The 16,697-nt window shown below is 59.6% G+C and carries 15 protein-coding genes; 10 read left to right on the top strand and 5 right to left on the bottom strand.

The genetic code is table 11. The annotated features are described in order from the left end of the window. The first annotated feature begins 459 nt into the window (after positions 1-459). Positions 460-1,083, top strand: a complete 624-nt coding sequence (locus WBP53_RS08345) for a glutathione S-transferase N-terminal domain-containing protein (RefSeq protein ID WP_423927822.1) — start codon at positions 460-462, stop codon at positions 1,081-1,083. Positions 1,084-1,107: 24 nt separating this feature from the next. Next, positions 1,108-1,485 (top strand): ClpXP protease specificity-enhancing factor, encoded by a 378-nt coding sequence (locus tag WBP53_RS08340; protein WP_423927820.1) that lies wholly within the window; start codon positions 1,108-1,110, stop codon positions 1,483-1,485. Between the two features lie 48 nt (positions 1,486-1,533). On the opposite strand, the gene WBP53_RS08335 is transcribed toward WBP53_RS08340, so the two are convergent. Further along, positions 1,534-1,878, bottom strand: coding sequence for a DUF3301 domain-containing protein (locus WBP53_RS08335; RefSeq protein WP_423927818.1), 345 nt, complete (start codon positions 1,876-1,878; stop codon positions 1,534-1,536). Positions 1,879-2,042: 164 nt separating this feature from the next. Here WBP53_RS08335 and WBP53_RS08330 point away from each other — a divergent pair, with 164 nt between their 5' ends. After that, a complete protein-coding gene (locus tag WBP53_RS08330; RefSeq protein WP_423927816.1) occupies positions 2,043-4,484 on the top strand; it encodes a protein kinase domain-containing protein in 2,442 nt (813 codons plus the stop codon). 31 nt (positions 4,485-4,515) lie between these two features. Next, positions 4,516-5,316 carry an FHA domain-containing protein gene (locus WBP53_RS08325; protein WP_423927814.1) on the top strand — a complete coding sequence of 267 codons (801 nt, stop codon included), beginning with the start codon at positions 4,516-4,518 and terminating at the stop codon, positions 5,314-5,316. Positions 5,317-5,470: 154 nt separating this feature from the next. Here WBP53_RS08325 and nadC read toward each other — a convergent pair whose 3' ends face one another. The 3 genes from nadC to WBP53_RS08310 form a co-directional block, all read right to left on the bottom strand. Further along, on the bottom strand, positions 5,471-6,319 hold the full coding sequence (nadC, locus tag WBP53_RS08320) for a carboxylating nicotinate-nucleotide diphosphorylase (protein ID WP_423927812.1): 849 nt from the start codon (positions 6,317-6,319) through the stop codon (positions 5,471-5,473). 252 nt (positions 6,320-6,571) lie between these two features. Beyond that, positions 6,572-8,971 (bottom strand): DUF1631 domain-containing protein, encoded by a 2,400-nt coding sequence (locus WBP53_RS08315; protein ID WP_423927810.1) that lies wholly within the window; start codon positions 8,969-8,971, stop codon positions 6,572-6,574. Positions 8,972-9,174: 203 nt separating this feature from the next. After that, complete coding sequence (locus tag WBP53_RS08310; RefSeq protein ID WP_423927808.1) at positions 9,175-9,441, bottom strand: Trm112 family protein; 267 nt, start codon at positions 9,439-9,441, stop codon at positions 9,175-9,177. 93 nt (positions 9,442-9,534) lie between these two features. On the opposite strand from WBP53_RS08310, the gene purE reads away from it, so the two are divergent. Further along, positions 9,535-10,041 (top strand): 5-(carboxyamino)imidazole ribonucleotide mutase, encoded by a 507-nt coding sequence (gene purE, locus WBP53_RS08305; protein WP_423927824.1) that lies wholly within the window; start codon positions 9,535-9,537, stop codon positions 10,039-10,041. A 2-nt stretch (positions 10,042-10,043) separates the two neighbouring features. Further along, complete coding sequence (locus tag WBP53_RS08300) at positions 10,044-11,183, top strand: 5-(carboxyamino)imidazole ribonucleotide synthase (protein ID WP_423927806.1); 1,140 nt, start codon at positions 10,044-10,046, stop codon at positions 11,181-11,183. A 161-nt stretch (positions 11,184-11,344) separates the two neighbouring features. Here the strand turns inward: WBP53_RS08300 and WBP53_RS08295 are convergent, their stop codons facing one another. Then, complete coding sequence (locus WBP53_RS08295) at positions 11,345-11,923, bottom strand: Fe-Mn family superoxide dismutase (RefSeq protein ID WP_423927804.1); 579 nt, start codon at positions 11,921-11,923, stop codon at positions 11,345-11,347. A gap of 401 nt (positions 11,924-12,324) precedes the next feature. Between WBP53_RS08295 and grxD the strand changes: the two genes are divergently transcribed. The 4 genes from grxD to WBP53_RS08275 all read left to right on the top strand — a co-directional run. After that, positions 12,325-12,642 carry a Grx4 family monothiol glutaredoxin gene (grxD, locus tag WBP53_RS08290; protein ID WP_423927802.1) on the top strand — a complete coding sequence of 106 codons (318 nt, stop codon included), beginning with the start codon at positions 12,325-12,327 and terminating at the stop codon, positions 12,640-12,642. Positions 12,643-12,646: 4 nt separating this feature from the next. Then, the gene (locus WBP53_RS08285) at positions 12,647-13,426 is read left to right on the top strand and encodes an SDR family NAD(P)-dependent oxidoreductase (RefSeq protein ID WP_423927800.1); all 780 of its coding nucleotides are present in this window, start codon (positions 12,647-12,649) and stop codon (positions 13,424-13,426) included. Continuing rightward, entirely contained in the window at positions 13,423-14,016 is a 594-nt protein-coding gene (locus WBP53_RS08280; protein ID WP_423927798.1) for a YhgN family NAAT transporter, read from the top strand. The genes WBP53_RS08285 and WBP53_RS08280 overlap by 4 nt, the downstream gene beginning before the upstream one ends. A 366-nt stretch (positions 14,017-14,382) precedes the next feature. Next, positions 14,383-16,697, top strand: a 2,315-nt coding sequence (locus WBP53_RS08275) for a TonB-dependent receptor (protein WP_423927796.1), incomplete at its 3' end; no start/stop codon positions are given.

Below are 16,697 nucleotides of genomic sequence, written 5' to 3'. Positions count from 1 at the left end.
GCATCTGGGTGCTGCTGTTCCTGGCGCTGTTTACCTTGCTGGCCTATTTCCTCAAGCAGGAATACTGGAAAGACGTGCATTGAGAAGTGGCCCGGAGTCCAGGATTCCGGGCTGCCTTCCGAGGCTGATTGCAGCACTCGCCACGAGCACCACAACACGATCCGATGCTGTCTCTCTTTCCATCAGGGATCGAGAGTGTTCGGTATCGGACGTTTTTTGGCCATCTGTTGTCCTCAGCGGCTCCGTTTCGACAGGCGTGCCCGTTTGGCCTGTGGTGAGCGGGTGCGCTTGTTTATTCTTTAAAATCATCATCTTGAGACGATCTCCCCGGTGCCGTCGAGCCTCTATCTATGCGCTTTCGCTGCAGCGTAGTAGAGTGTCCCGCATCGAGTTTGACCGGGAATTTCCCGGTCCCAACGGTCAAGCGGGTGTCCCACCCGCCAGGGGAGGTGTTCCGACATGGCCTTGAGTCAGCGTTCGAGGGCAGTGCTAACTCTGTTTTCTGCACGGGATTGCGTGCATTGCCACCGGGTTCGTCTGGTGCTGTCGGCCAAGGGAGTCAGCTACGACCACGTGGTGGTCGATCTGGACAACCCGCCAGAAGACCTGATTGAACTCAACCCTTACAATTCGGTGCCAACATTGGTCGACCGGGACCTGGTGCTGTATGACACCAGCGTCATCTGCGAGTACCTCGACGAGCGCTATCCCCATCCGCCACTGATGCCAGTGGATCCGCTGTCCCGGGCCCGGCTTCGACTGGCAATGGTCCGGCTCGAAAACGACTGGCTGACTCTGGTCGACGAAATCGAGGAAAATGGAAAGGGAGCGGATGCGGCGCGCAAGGCCCTTCGCGACGAATTGGCGAAAAATGCCGGCGCGTTCAAGGCGTCGAAATTCTTCCTGAGTCCCGAGATCAGCCTGGCGGATTGCGCATTCGCGCCGTTGATCTGGCGCTTCCAGTCACTCGGAGTCAATCTGCCTCGCGACGCCCAGGCAATCACCGATTACGGCGAGCGAATTTTTCACAGTCAGGTATTTACCCGCAGCATGACGCCAGAAGAGCGTGCGCTGCGCACATGAGGTTTTCTGGTGACAGAAGTAGCAATGAGTTCGAATCGGCCTTATCTGTTGCGGGCGATTCACGACTGGATCAATGACAACGGCCTGACCCCCTACCTGTTGGTGGAGGCAGGCGCCCCTGGTGTGCGGGTGCCGCCGGCCGCGGTCAAGGATGGACGTGTCGTCTTGAGTGTGGCTGCACGGGCGGTGGCGCGTCTCGAAATCGGCCTCGACATGGTCAGTTTCATGGCCAGATTTGGCGGTGTCAGCCACTCGATTGAGGTGCCTGTCTCGGCAGTTCTGGCCATTTACGCCCAGGAAAACGGCCAGGGCATGATGTTTGCCGCCGATGACTCGCCGCAGCCCGAGCCACCTCCGGCCGAGGAAGAGCCGAAGCGCCCACGACTGCGCGTGGTCAAGTAGGTTTTATCACCCATTCGCCGAGCCGGGCGGATGATCTCTACTGCGAAGTCAGTCAGGTTCGCGATGGGGCAGTGCGTAGTTGATGACGCGTTTTCCGCTCATGCTGATGCTGGCGCGATGACGGTCACTGCCGTCGAAACTCACTTCGAAGCGGTATTTTCGGCCGAATGCGAGCCTGCCGTTGACGCGTGTCAGCCAGATTCGCTGCAACACAACGCTTTGGTCCAGCCATTGCAGATCGGCTTTCTCGCAGAGCTCGCGACTGCGCCTGCCTGCCAGTTCGCGCGCGCTCAGCGCGTCCAGCCACAGCGCGATTACAGCGCCAGTCAGCAATAGTAAAATCAGGGTTCCATTCATGCCACGCAGTGTGCTGGCGGGCCATTCTCCCGGCAAGGCATTTTCAACGCATGCCAGTCGATGCGCGAAATACCGGATTCAGTCGAAGAACGCCGTGCGGATTGCCTGATTGTGCGCTAGCCTGATCCATTCCGGCCGCGAAATCGCGGACTGTTGTTCGTGATTGGTTACAATCGCCGACGAAGGGTACGGGAGCTGCCGTGACTACATTGGACATTCCGGGTTATGTGATCCGGCGCGAAGTGGGTGTCGGAGGGATGGCCAGCGTCTATCTGGCCTTGCAGACTTCGCTTGATCGCGAGGTTGCACTCAAGGTGATGGCACCCTCGCTGGCGGCCGATCCCACGTTCTCCAAGCGCTTCCTCCAGGAAGCCCGCATGCTTGCGTCTCTGGCGCATCCCAACATCGTTCAGGTGTATGACGTTGGTGTCACCCAGGCACAGCTCAACTATTTTTCGATGCAGTATCTTTCCGGTGGAGATTTTGCCCAGCGTGTACGCATGGGGCTCTCCGAGAAGGACCTCGTGCGAGTTCTCGAAGGTATCGCCAATGCACTCGGTTACGCGCACCAGCGAGGCTATGTGCACCGCGATGTCGCGCCGGGAAACATACTCTTCGATATCAACGACACGCCTTTGCTGACCGATTTCGGTATCGCCCGCGCATTCAGCCAGGCAGCTCGCATTACCAGCGCCGGCATCTCAATTGGAACAAGCCACTACATGAGTCCGGAACAGGCTCGCGGCAGTGATGTGGACGAGCGTTCGGACCTGTACGGACTTGGAGTGCTTGTGTGGTTCGGATTGACCGGCAAGCCACCGTACGAGGGTGCTGATGGTTTTGCGGTTTCCTATGCGCACGTATTCGAACCTATTCCGCGCCTGCCGGAGACACAGGCTCATTGGCAGGGCTTGATCGACAAGGCCCTGGCCAAGGATCCTGCCGAGCGCTATCAGAATGCGGAAGAATTCATCGCCGCACTCAACCGGATCGAGCCCAGGTCTTCCGCAGCACGCACCAGCGCGCAGGATGCTCCCACCCGGGTCATGCAGAGAGAAGCAGTGGCATCGGCGCTTCGTGCCGATGAGGCACCTACGCGAATCGGCGTGCTGCCAACCATGGAAGAATCAGCAGGCGACAAGGGCGACAGGCCCGAAGGCAGCGCTGCCCAGGCGCCGAGAACGTGGCTACCCTGGGCACTGGCAGCAGTCGGCCTGCTCCTGATTGGCGCGGTTGGCTATGCGCTGATGTCATCCCGATCCCAGGAAGGGATGACAACTGCCGCTTCGACCAGCGCAAGCGGCACGGAATCCGTCCGCAGTGGCGCGGCGGCGGAACAGGCCCGGCAATCTTCGGCCAACGCAGTAGCCAGTGCATCGAGCGATTCCCGCGAGCCGGAAAATGCCGATGCTGATGCGGGTGTGCTGGATTCGGAGTTTCCGATTGAAGAGCTCGATCTGGCCACCTTGCCTACGGTCAAGGATCCGGTGGTTGAGCTCAACCGACTCGGCAAGGCTGACCTGGCTGCACAACGACTGACTAACCCGCCGCGCACCAACGCATTCGAGCGATTCAGCCTGGCTTTGAAGATCAACGCCGAGTCGAGCGTGGCAAAGCAGGGCATTGTCGATACCGCACAGGCCTATCTGACGTTGGCCGACGCGTCCTGGGCAACGGGCAATCTCGCCGAATTCAATGGGTTCATCGAGAAGGCCATCGAAGTTGCCAGCTCCATACCGGAGGGCGCTGATTCCGTTGCAGAAGCCTCGGCACGCAGGCAGAAGGAAATCGACACGTTCCTGGCCAACGCGCAAAAGTCGGCCAAGGCCATGGACGCAACGGCAGCACGCTCGGCGTTCGAGAAAGTCATCGAACTGGATCCGGCAAACAAGACCGCTCGCGATGGTCTGCGTTCAGTGGACAGGATAGGAAAGCCGGGATTTGTCTTCAGCGATCCGACAGGTAGCGGCAGCGGCCCCGAACTGGTCATCATCAGCAGTAGCCTTGCCTTCGCGCGCAGGGAAACGACGAAGGGAGATTTCGCGGCCTGGTGGCGTGCCGGCGGACAAAGCCAGTTTGCCGGAGACGGCCCTAGCTGTCGCGATCGCGAATCCATTTTCCGCTCGTCGCGCAAGCGCGAGTGGCAGGATCCGGGAATCACCCAGAATGACAGTCACCCTGTCGTCTGCGTCAGTTTCGGCCAGGCCCGGGCGTACGCGGCTTGGGTAAGTGAACAAACTGGCAAGCGTTACCGCCTGCCGACACCGGCTGAGTGGGAGCAGGTGGCGCGCACGGCGCCCGCAGGATCCTGCACTAGCGCGAATCTCGCCGATGAGTCGTACAAGCGCACATACGATTCGCGTACCGGCTCCAATTGTGATGATGGTTATGCGGCCACGGCACCAGTGGGCCGCTTCCCGGCCGTCGGCGGCGTTTTCGACATTGATGGGAATGTCCGCGAATGGGTGTCTGCCTGCGGCAAGTCGGCGGTACTCACCGATGGATGCAGGGAGCATGGAATTCGCGGGCGTGGCTGGCTTTCGTCTGCAGAAAAGGATGGCATGATGGACAGTGACAGCTATTCGGAAGACGTTGCGCTGAATAGCCTTGGTTTTCGTCTGGTTCGCGAAATTGACAAATAATCCGTAGCCCAAGCGCACGGGGGGAGATGCGATGAAGTTGATATTCCCGAATGGTGAACACGCCTCGGTGGATCTTGGTGAGGGGATCACCCTGATTGGCTCCGGCAGCGACTGCCAGATTGTTCTGGTCGCTCCGGGAGTGGCCGTCAATCACTGTGAGGTCGAGGTACGCAATGGCAAGGCGGTGGTGCGTATTCGCGACCAAAGCGTGGCGACCGTCCTCAACGGGCGGCAGATCACCCAGGAAGGGCCGCTGAAGCCCGGCGACCTGCTCCTGTTCGGGCGAATTGGATGTCGAGTTGTTGCGATTGACAAGCCCGTCGCCGCGTCGGCAGCGAAAGTAGAGCAGGCCGATGAGCAGGATGGCCGCACGCGCGTGCGCATGGCCTTGCCAAAATTCATGCTGAGAGGTGTTTCAGGGACCACGTTCGGACGCAACTTTGCCCTGGTCGGCACCATGACCATTGGTCGCCAGAGCGACTGCGGCATTCCGATTCAGGCAGAAGAAATTTCACGTCAACACGCGAGGCTGCAAGTAACCGCGGAAGGCGTAATGGTCGAGGATCTCGGATCGGCCAATGGAACCTGGATCAACGACAAGCGCGTCCACACCGGGATGCTCAATCCCGGCGACGAATTGCGCCTGGATACGGTGAGGTTCCTGCTGCTGGCGCCGGGTAGTCAGGCGCCAGCTGCAGCCTCGGTGCCCGTGGAAGAGGTTGCCGATTCAACCGGAGAATCCGGTGGTTCGAAGATGTGGTGGGTGATCGGTGCCGTTGTGGTGCTGGGCGTTGCCGTAGTGGCTGTCCTCAAGTTCCTCGGCAAAATCTGATTTCTCCGATTACGCAGGGGTGCGCAATGCCCCCTGCGAGACTCAACAGGAAAATATTGCCAGTCCGCGCTTTCCGGTGCTCATGGTGGAGTTCTTTGGACGATGCGTCGGTGGGCAGCCCGTCAAGTCTGATGTGGGCAGGTCGTCCGGTGCGTCAGAGGGCTGGATTCAGCTCGATCCGCATGGACAAGTCGATAGCACGCACGTGCTTGGTCAGCGCGCCTATCGAAATGAAATCGACACCGGTCTCAGCAATCGCTCGTACCCTGTCGATGCTGACACCGCCGGATACTTCCAGCGGAACGCGCCCGTCGACTTCTGCCACGGCCTGGACCAGTTCGTCCAGTTCGAACTCGTCGAGCATGATGCGATCAGCACCAGCCGAGAGGGCCTCGCGCAGCTCACTGAAGTTTTCGACCTCGACTTCAACCATGATGGATGGGTGAAGGCGTCGTGCCGTCGCAACCGCCGATGCCAAAGAGCCGGTCGCAGCAATATGGTTCTCCTTGATCAACACCGCGTCATGCAGGCCAAGGCGATGATTCTCGCCACCGCCCGTACGCACGGCATATTTTTGCGCGTAGCGAAGTCCAGGCAGGGTTTTTCTCGTGTCCAGGATCCTCGTTCGGGTGCCGCGAACTGCGTCCACGTACAGTGAGGTCGCGGTCGCTGTAGCGGACAGCGTCTGCAGGAAATTGAGCGCGCAGCGTTCTGCGGTCACGAGTGCGCGGGCAGGGCCACTGACATGACAGAGCAACTGGCCAGGAGCGACCGTTGCCCCCTCCTCGACCAGCCATTCGACGCTGACCCTGGGGTCCACTTCTGAAAAGCACGCCGTGAACCAGGCCATTCCGCAAACTATCGCGGATTCCCGTGTCAGCACGCGCGCGCGCGCCATGAAATCCGGAGGCAGGAGGTCGGCAGTCACATCGCCGCTGCCGATATCTTCAGACAGTGCGCGTTGTACATCGATTCGGACAATCTCGGAATCTGCGTGTTTCATGTTGTGTCCCAGGCGGATCCATTCGGGGGAGTGGGCGCGCGCCAATTCAATAGACGGCTCTCGGATTCAATGGTGCCTGCAATCGTATTGCCACGCACCCATTGCCCGGAACCTGTGGGTCGACGTTGAGCAGCCTGTCGCGGCCAGTGAGTGTTCCAAGCGCACCCGCTGGCTTGCTCACTGCCCGAACTCGAACGCACAACGTTCAACCTGGGCACGCAGGGTAGGGGATGCGCTGGAAATTCGGAAGCTTCAGTCTGCGGCGGCCGGTGTAGCCGGTGGCTCGCTTCCCGCATGCGTCTGGCGAAGCCGTTCGACGATGGCATCCAGCGCGCGATCGAACAAGGGCACTTCCTCGAGCAGGACAGCCGTGCCGCGACGCAACTCGATGGCGAGCGCCGTGATGCTCTTGTCGCACACCTTCAGGCCGCGGCGATTGACAAAGAGGTACCTGGAGCTGATCGGGCTGACCCAGGAAAGCTTGGCACGTTCGCGGTTGCCCTCCTCGTCGATGAACTCGATCCAGTTCCCCACCTGCATCTTTCGTGCAGATTCGACGAATTCATCGTCTGCGTCGGTGACCTCGGCGACCTCGGGTTCGACGCTGCCGGACGACAGGACGATTTCCTCGACCGGACTCTGGGTCAACGGCGTCGACTCGGATTGCTCCGCCGATCCTTCGACCGCCGCATTGTCCGCGATGACTTCTTCTGCAGTCTTCAGCTCGAAGGATTCGCCTTTCAACAGTTTCTGATAGAACTGCGACAGTTCCTGCATCAGCGAGCGCACATCGCCTTCGTGATACGCCACGGTACCAAGGCCATGCTTGAGGGCCTTTTCGAGTTGCGGGAGCAGCGTGCGCAAACGCGTCTTGTCGGCTTCTGTCTTCTTCGGCAGGGAACTCCAGACGAACTCATCGGCAAAGCGCAGGGCGTTCTTCCATTCGTCGGAATTGCTGCCATGACGCAGGTCGGTGAGCACCAGGTAATTCGCCCACGGACGGGAAAGAACGTTGTGGATTACCGGTGCCAGCTCTCGATTGCCGATGCGGCTCAGGATTTCACGAGCGGCGTCCCGGCGCGCGGTATGCAGCTTTTCGCGGCCTCGGGTAACTTCCGCGGCTCGCTGTTCGGCCAGTTCTGAACGACGCTTGTGCTGATGCAGGAATTGTTCGAATCCGGCCAGTTCGTGCTCGATGACGGCAAGATCATCGTCGAATTCAGACAGCACCGTTTCGACGACGGCCTTGATGCGATCGTATAGCTTGTTGTCGACATCGGACTCGGCAGACCAGCTCTTGCCGGCTTCGGCTATCGCATCGAGCAGGCGTCGTGCGGGATGGGATTTCTGCGCAAACAGGTGCTTGTCGAGAATGGCGATCTTGAGGTACGGAATCTGAAGCCGACCCACCAACGCCTGGATCTGAGATGGAAGATTGCGATCCTGGAGTATGAATTCGAAGAGCATGCCGACAAGATCGATGGTGTCTTCGTCAGCAGAAGACACGCTGTAGCCGCTGCTGTCTGTTCCACCAAGGCGGTGCGCCTGGTCGAGCATCTCCTGCTTGATCTGCTGGACTGCCTCGGCCGCATCGGCGACATTCTCGGCATTGACCTGGTTGGCCTGGCTCTGGCTTTGCAGGATCGACAAGGCGCTGAGCAGGTCGGTCGGGCTGAGGTTGGGCACCATCGGGCCGCCGGTGCCGGTGTATCCGGAGCCGTCTGCGCCGACATGATGATCAGCCGAGTGTTTGCGATTGGCGAGCAGGCTGCGCAGGGTGCTGTAGAGCTCCGCCTGCAGCTCTGCGGCGACCGGGTCGTAGGAGCCCCCCTGATTGCCTTGCCCGGAATAGCCGTCGTTGCCGTCGGCGGCCTGACGCGATTGATCCGAGCCGGATGAGGCCGGGGCCTGGCTGCCGCCGCGGGTACGCGATGTCTGTGGAAGCTGGTGACGAATCTGCGGAAGCACGCCGGAACGGATCAGCTCTGCATTGACTTCGTCGTACAACGGTTCGAGCCCGCTCATCACATAGCGATCGAACAACTTGTAGATGATCAACTTCACCTGGACGTTCAGGTCGAACTCGCGAACGACCACCCGAAACGCCTGGCACAGCGGTGCCGGTCCAATTGGATTGTTGGCGTCCTCGACCACGGTGCCGCCGATGATTACGGCAAGGCGCTGGTTGACCATGTGCAGTGTGCGTGAAAGCCGGTTTTCGGCTTTGGACACCATGCTGGATACGGCCAGCGAATCTTCCAGCTCCTGATCGTCGACCAGTGACAGTCCGGCGTTGGAAGGGTTTGCAACTTCTGGTCGAACAGGCTTGAGCTTGCCTTCGGCGAACTCACTGAAAATCTGCGACAGCTGCTCCTGGAACTTCCGCTCCACCAGTTGCCGCTTCTTGCGAACTTCGCGCATGCCGTCAAAGAACTGAACTTGCACGGCATTGCTCTCGGCGCGCTCGGCGAGATGAAAGAGGGCATCATCAACGTTTTCGAACAGGGTGCTGACAAGCCCGTTGACACGCTTGAGCGCAATACCCCGAACCAGCTTCAGGAGGTCTCCAAGGCGATCCTCTGAACCCGCTGCGCCGGCATGGCGCTGCTTCAGTTCAATTACCTTGCTCGGCTTGTCTTCAGGGGTAGACATGGGTTCTCACTCGGCAGTGCTGCCACAGGCCGTTGATGGATAGACAGCTTGACTCATGCGAGTTCCAGCTTCATGTGCATGAAGGCTCGTGAGTGTGATGCGCATCACAATTTTCAGAGTCGAACCGGGTCTCCTCCGAGCAAGTGACGCATCCGTCACACCACCGGTCCGCATGCAAATCGTGTCACTTGATCAATGGCTCACTAGCGAGGGAAGTCGCTCATTTGTGAAGTCGATACCGCTTCATCGGCGAGCATGACCGGAATGTCATCCTCGATGCGGTAAATCGTCTTGCTGTCGCGCGTAATCAGGGCGTCCTGGCAGGGCGTCTGGAGGCGCTTTCCGGCAGCGGTCGTGATGTCGCCGGCTGCAATGTAGCGATTGAGGGCATCGATCTCGTCGCGACGGGCGGCGCGGACCGGGGTCTTCGTCTGCGGGCAGCAGAGTATGTCGAGCAAGTGTTTGTCCATGACCTGGTTCCCGATGCACGCTGGCTGGCGCCCCTCACTATCCGAAAGCGCGCGTCAATATGCGTACAATAACGATTTTCCCGCGTGACGACCATGATCGACAGCGCCGAAAGTCCCCTCATTGGTGTGGTAATGGGTTCCCGATCCGATTGGGAAACCATGGCGCATGCCGTGGAAACGCTGGAACTGCTGAACGTGGCCCACGAGGTTCGCGTTGTTTCGGCCCACCGCACACCCGATCAGATGTTCGAGTATGCGCAATCGGCTGCGCAGCGCGGCCTCCGCGCAATCATTGCCGGGGCAGGTGGTGCTGCCCATTTGCCCGGCATGCTGGCTGCAAAGACGCGCATTCCGGTCCTCGGGGTGCCTGTCCAGTCAAAGGCACTCAGCGGCATGGACTCGCTGCTTTCAATCGTGCAGATGCCAGCCGGGATTCCGGTGGCGACCTTTGCAATCGGCAGGGCAGGCGCGATCAATGCAGCACTCTTCGCCGCTTCGATCCTGTCGCTTGGCGACCCTGGGCTTGCAGCGCGAATTGACGACTTCCGTCTTGAGCAGACCGACAAGGTTCTCGCTCACCCCGATCCACGAAAGGAATAGGCATGGCAACGATAGGCATTCTCGGCGGCGGGCAACTGGCGCGCATGCTGGCCATTGCCGGCGCACCGCTCGGGCACCGCTTCCTGGTCGTCGACAGTGCGGCTGACGCCTGTGCTGCGCAGGTCGCCCCCTTGATGCAGGCAGATTGGCGTGATTTTGCAACGCTCGAGAAATTTGCCAACCAGATTGATGTTGCAACCTTCGATTTCGAGAACGTACCCGCGGAAACCGCCGAATGGCTGACCTCCCACACTCGCGTATTTCCCAATCCGGCGGCCTTGTCCGTAGCCCAGGATCGGCTGCTCGAGAAGAACCTGTTCGGCGAGATTGATCTCGAGACGCCGGTATTCGCGGCCGTGGACAGCATCGAGGACTTGCGTGCAGCAGTCGCGAAAACGGGGTTGCCCGCCGTACTCAAGACGCGTCGCCTCGGCTATGACGGCAAGGGGCAGACCATATTGAAGAGCCACTCCGATATCGAGTCAGCCTGGCAAACGCTGGGCGGTGTACCCCTGATCCTCGAGGCTTTCGTTCCGTTTGACAGCGAGATCTCGGTGGTTGCGGTGCGCTCGCGCAGTGGTGAATTCCGCCATTATCCGTTGACGCGCAATTGGCACCAGGACGGCATCCTTTCGATCAGCCTTGCGCCGATCAAGGTGGACGAGGAAATCGAGAGACGTGCCGTGGCGCGTGCTCGTGCGCTGGCTGAACGACTCGATTATGTCGGTGTGTTCGCCCTGGAACTTTTCTCTTGTGAAGGGCGCCTGCTCGGAAACGAGATGGCGCCTCGCGTGCACAATTCAGGGCACTGGACCATTGAAGGCACGGCGTGCAGCCAGTTCGAGAATCATGTCCGCGCCGTGCTCGGCTTGCCGCTGGGCGACACCCAGGCGCTTGGCTGCGTAGCCATGCTCAACTGGATTGGCGAACTGCCCGATGCGACGCCAATCCTCGCCGAAGCGCGAGCGCATTGGCATGACTATGGGAAATCCCCTCGCGCAGGGCGCAAGGTAGGGCACGCAACGATCTGCGCGGACAACGCCGAAGAGTTGATCCAGCGGTTGCAGCGCGTGGGTAGGGCCCTTGATCGCGAAGATCACGTCGCACCGGTAATTGCGGCGCTCTCTGCTGACGCGGGCTAAGGCCGCCAGGCCGGCGTTGCCCTGAAACACAGCAAGCGGCCGCAGCCGCTTGCTGGACGATTCCCGGGTTGTCGGGGGAGATTGCAAGTCAGGGCGACCTGATCTCCAGGGTCATCGTTCGCGAATCGCCGTTCCCGGTTCCCGGTTCCCGAATCAGACCGTCAAGCCATCTGGCTTTCGACGAATTTCCAGTTGACCAGGCTCCAGAACGCCTCGAGGTATTTCGGGCGGGCGTTGCGGTAGTCAATGTAATACGCGTGTTCCCAGACATCGCAGGTCAGAAGCGCGCGATCGGAACCGGTCAATGGGGTGGCGGCGTTGGAGGTGCTGGCCAGGGCCAGGGAGCCGTCGGGACGTTGCACAAGCCAGCCCCAGCCGGAGCCGAACGTGCCCACTGATGTCTTGGTGAATTCTTCCTTGAACTTGGCGAAGCTGCCGAAAGCCTTGTTGATGGCGTCTGCCAGCTTGCCGTCGGGTTCACCGCCAGCATCAGGAGCCAGGCAGTTCCAGTAGAACGTGTGGTTCCAGATCTGTGCGGCGTTGTTGAACATGCCGCCCGAGGCCTTGCGGATGATCTCCTCCAGGCCCAGATTCTCGAATTCGGTCCCGGCAATCTGGTTGTTGAGATTGGTTACATAGGTCTGGTGGTGCTTGCCGTAGTGGAAATCGATGGTTTCGGCCGAGATGTGTGGTGCGAGTGCGTCTCGGGCCCACGGAAGTGCGGGAAGCTCGATGGCCATTGGATTCTCCTTGCCGTTGGGTTGTGGATGGTCGGTTGAAGCCTGACTGTCAATGATCGCAGGGTTTGATGGCATGTGACATGAATCGATGGGCAGCCGCTGATTCGAGCGGCTGTCAGCCAGTCAGCATATTTAGTTGGGTGGCAGCAAATCAACCGCAGGCGGTACAGGCTGCTAAAATGCGCGACCCGCCAACGCCCATTCTGGCCTGGCCCGCACTGTCCATGAATTACGCACGCGCTCATTTGGCCCATCGGATCCACACGGCGATTCGCTTTTTCCGGTGAACGGACTCGTTTTTGTCCCGATCTGGAGAGGCGCGTGAATCCAGCATCCTTCGCGAGTATCGAGCAGATTCACGAACAGGCCGGGCTTGCGACCTTGCAGCACCCGAGAGTCCCATGGAAATCATTGAACGTATAAGATCCACTGTAGATTCCGCCCCCATCGTGTTGTTCATGAAGGGTACGCCGCAGTTTCCGATGTGCGGTTTTTCAAGTCGTACGGCCAAGGCCCTGAAGAGCATCGGTGCGCCATTCGTTTCAGTCAACGTGCTGGAAGATCCGGAAATTCGCGCAAACCTGCCGCGCTTTTCGAACTGGCCGACATTTCCGCAGTTGTTCATCGCGGGCGAATTGATTGGCGGTTGCGACATTGCACTCGAGCTGTTTGAAAGCGGGGAGCTTGAGCGCATGGTCCGCGAACTTCACAAGGTGTAGCGCCATGCTTCCCTTGATTCGCTTTGTCGAACCCGTTCCCGAAGCCAATGCCTTGTGCGAACGCGTGGTTCTGGTGACAGGAGCCAATGGTGGCCTTGGTCGGGCCTGTGCGCTGGCTTGTGCCAGTGCAGGTGCAACGGTGGTACTCGCCGGCCGCAAGGTGCGACCGCTGGAGTCGCTGTACGACGAACTGGTTGCACTTGGCGCGCCGCAACCAGCGATTTATCCGATCAATCTGGAAGGCGCAACGCCAGACGACTTCGAGCAACTGGCCGAGTCCGTGCGCCTGCAGTGTGGACGGCTTGATGGAATCATCCACGCGGCAGTCCTGTTCGAGGGGCTCAAACCGATGGACCAGACCAGACCTGCTGACTGGGTCCGTACCTTGCAGGTCGGATTGACGGCTCCGTTCGCCCTGACTCAAGCCTGCATGCCTCTGTTGCGCGAGCGTCCGGACGCGTCGATCGTGTTCGTGCTTGAGGACATGGCGCGGGTCAGCAAGGCTTATTGGGGGGGGTACGGAGTAGCCAAGGCTGGACTTGCCGCGCTTGCCTCCATAGCCCACGAGGAATCCGAGAGCGGTCCAGTACGCGTGCACGGCCTGTTGCCGGCGCCGATGCGGACTGCCTTGCGCAAGATGGCCTATTTTGGAGAGAACACTCTGGAGCGGGAGTTGCCTGATATTGCTGGGGCGGCGGCTACCTTCCTGCTCAGCCCAGCAGCGGCAGGGTTGCGCGGGCACACTCTGGACCTGCGCCCGAACAACGAAGGACATTCGCCATGAGTACGCTTTCGGCCGGCATCCTGCTGTTCCTTATCATGGATCCGCTAGGCAACATTCCATTGTTCCTCAGCTTGCTGAAGAACGTTGCGCCCGAGCGCCGACGCCTGGTCCTGATCCGCGAATTGCTGATCGCCCTGCTGGTGTTGTTCGTGTTCCTGTTCAGCGGCAAGTATCTGCTGAGTGCGCTGCAGCTGAAGGCGGAGTCGGTCAGCATTGCCGGTGGCATTGTCCTGTTCCTGATCGGCATTCGCATGATCTTTCCCCCCAAGGACGGAATCTTCGGTGGCGACGTCGACACCGAGCCGTTCATCGTACCAATGGCAATCCCTGCCGTTGCCGGGCCTTCGACCATGGCTGCGGTCATGCTTCTGGCCAACAGCAACCCGGGACGCACGGTGGACTGGAGCATCGCCCTGTTTCTGGCCTGGCTGGCCACTGCGGTCCTGCTCGTGTCATCGACCTATCTCTACCGCTGGCTTGGCCACAGCGTCCTGGTCGCACTCGAGCGCCTGATGGGCATGCTGCTGGTCGCCCTGTCTGTCCAGATGTTTCTGGACGGCGTGGTCGCCTACGTGAAACTGGCTCCGTGAGTTGATCCGCAGCCGCAGGTTTGTGCAGTAACAGCCTGATTCAAAGCGTGAATCAGGCTCCTCTGTATTCCGCGAGCTGAATGGCCTGACGGCATTGCAAAGGAGTTGGATGCACAGCCCGGAGTCTCTGCGGCAAACCGACACTCAACGCAGTGACAATTCTGTTAGAAATCTGTCATGAAGACAGGTTAAACTCCGGTTAATTGGTTGCGGCCACTCGATTGATCCAGTCGGGTTCAAGCGATCGCAGTGACCGATTCTTGTCTAGTTGTTCCAGTGGTTTTCCCGGATTTTCAGGTAATCGCGCGCTGGCGGGACGTAGTCACCTGCCCAACTCCAGTTCAATTTATCAATAGGAAGGTAGTAATGAACAAGCGACTGTCGAAGCGGTTGTTGCCGCTGATGCTCTCTTCGCTGTTTGCCATGTCCGGCGCTTATGCGCAGAACACTTCATCGTCGATGGGCGGCTCAATCGTCGACGAGAATGGCCAGCCGGTAGCGGGCGCCACGGTGACCATCGTGCATATCCCCTCCGGAACTTCACGCACGATCATGACCGGTCCTGATGGACGCTATGCAGCGCAGGGTTTGCGCGTCGGCGGCCCGTTCGAAGTGACGGCGTCGTCCTCGGCAGGCAGCAAGGCTGAACAGTCCGATGTGTATCTCAGGTTGTCCGAGGAGACCACGCTCAATCTGACCGTGGGCTCGGAAGCTGCGATGCTCGAAGGCCTGCTGGTCACCGCAGATGCGCCCGGAGCGACGTTCCAGGCCGACAACAAGGGTCTGAGCACCAATATTTCCTCGCGCGAGCTCAAGGTGCTGCCGAATCCGAGCCGCTCCATCCAGGATATTGCCCGCCTGGATCCGAATATCAACATCACCAACAAGGGGCGCGGCGAAATCTCGGCGCTTGGCCAGAACACCCGCTACAACAACATCACCATCGACGGCGTGGCAACCAACGATTCCTTTGGTCTCGAGCCGAACGGTCTGCCATCGTTGGCGCAGCCGATTTCCTACGACGCCATCGACGAATACAACCTGTCGACGGCCAATTTCGATGTCACCAACAAGCGTGCCATTGGCGCCAATATCAATATCGTCACCAAGAGCGGCACCAACGAGTTCCACGGCAGTGCCTACTACGCCTATACGAATTCAAGCGACCTCACCAGTGATGAGCCGACGGAATTTACCGGCTACTCGGCGAAGAAGACATTCGGCGCCACGGTCGGTGGTCCGATCATCAAGGACAAGTTGTTCTTCTTCCTGAGCTACGAAGAAGCCGAAACGCTTGCACCTGCGCCCAGCTATGGCGTGCTCGGTTCCGGTGCCGACAACGAAGTGTCGATCACCCAGGCCCAGCTCGACGACATCATAAATATCGCCAATGGTTACGGTCTGACTCCGGGTAACCTCGAGGCGTCCGATGCCAACCAGGTCAGCAAGCTGTACCTGGCCAAGCTTGACTGGAACATCGCCGATGGCCATCGTGCCAGCTTCCGCTACACCAAGACCAAGAGCGACCAGCCGATCCTTGGCGGGTTCAATCCCAATCGTCTTTCGTTGTCGAGCTACTGGTACACCCAGGATCGCAACCTGGAAGGCTATGTATTGAACTTCTACGACGACTGGACCGACAGCTTCTCGACCGAAGCCTCGTTCTCCTACTCGACGTATGACTCAGCACCGTCTGTTCTGGCGCAGCAACCGCAGATAAATGTGCAACTTGGTCCGGACAACACTAACACCTCGGTAAATCTCGGTGAAGAACAGTTCCGTCACTACAACCAACTGAATGTAGATACCCTGTCCGGCTTCCTGGCCGGCTACTGGTTCCTCGGTGATCACACGATCAAGGCCGGTGCCGATTTCCAGCGTGACAAGTTCTACAATCTGTTTGGTCGCACCCAGTTCGGTGCCTACAACTTCCGCAGCATCGAAGATTTTGCCGCAGGCAACTACTCCAGCTACAACCTGTACCAGCCGACCAATGGCAACATCAACAGCATCGCGGCCGATTTCCGCCTTGACCAGTGGGGCCTGTTCGTTCAGGACACCTGGCAGGTCACCCCGCAGTTCTCGCTGCAGTACGGCTTGCGCTATGACATTCCTCTGATCCCCGAAAAGCCACCCTACAACGCCCAGTTCGAAGAGGACTTTGGCTATTCGAACCAGGGTTCCGTGAATGGCAACGGCGTCATCGAACCGCGCGTCTCGTTCAACTACGAGTTCGAAACGGAAAGAAGGACGCAGCTTCGCGGTGGCTTCGGAATCGTCGAGGGCCCGACCCCGGGTGTCTGGCAGGGCAATCCCTTCACCAACAACGGCCTGACGCTGCAGACTTATTTCGACAGCAACGGCTGCTGCTTCAATCCGGATCCGTTCTCCCAGCAGCCGCCGAGCGGTTCCGGTGGCGCGCCGCAGATGCAGGTTGATGCCGTTGATTCCAACTTCAAACTGCCGACCTCAACCAAGATCAGCCTCGCATTCGATCGCGAGCTGCCATGGTGGGGTCTGGTCGCGACAGCCGAGTACGCTCATGTCGGCGTGATCGATGCCATCCGCTACGAGGCGATCAATCTGGGCCCGGGCAACGGTGTCCTGCCTGATGGCCGCATCAACTATTGGGGCAACACCGATCCATCGAACTGGCTGCGCAGCAATGGCACTCCAATCGG

The sequence above is a fragment of the Dokdonella sp. genome (assembly GCF_049593775.1).
Lineage (GTDB): Bacteria > Pseudomonadota > Gammaproteobacteria > Xanthomonadales > Rhodanobacteraceae > Dokdonella.
Note: the sequence above shows the minus strand (reverse complement) of the source record. Positions and strands in the feature narration are given on the sequence as shown.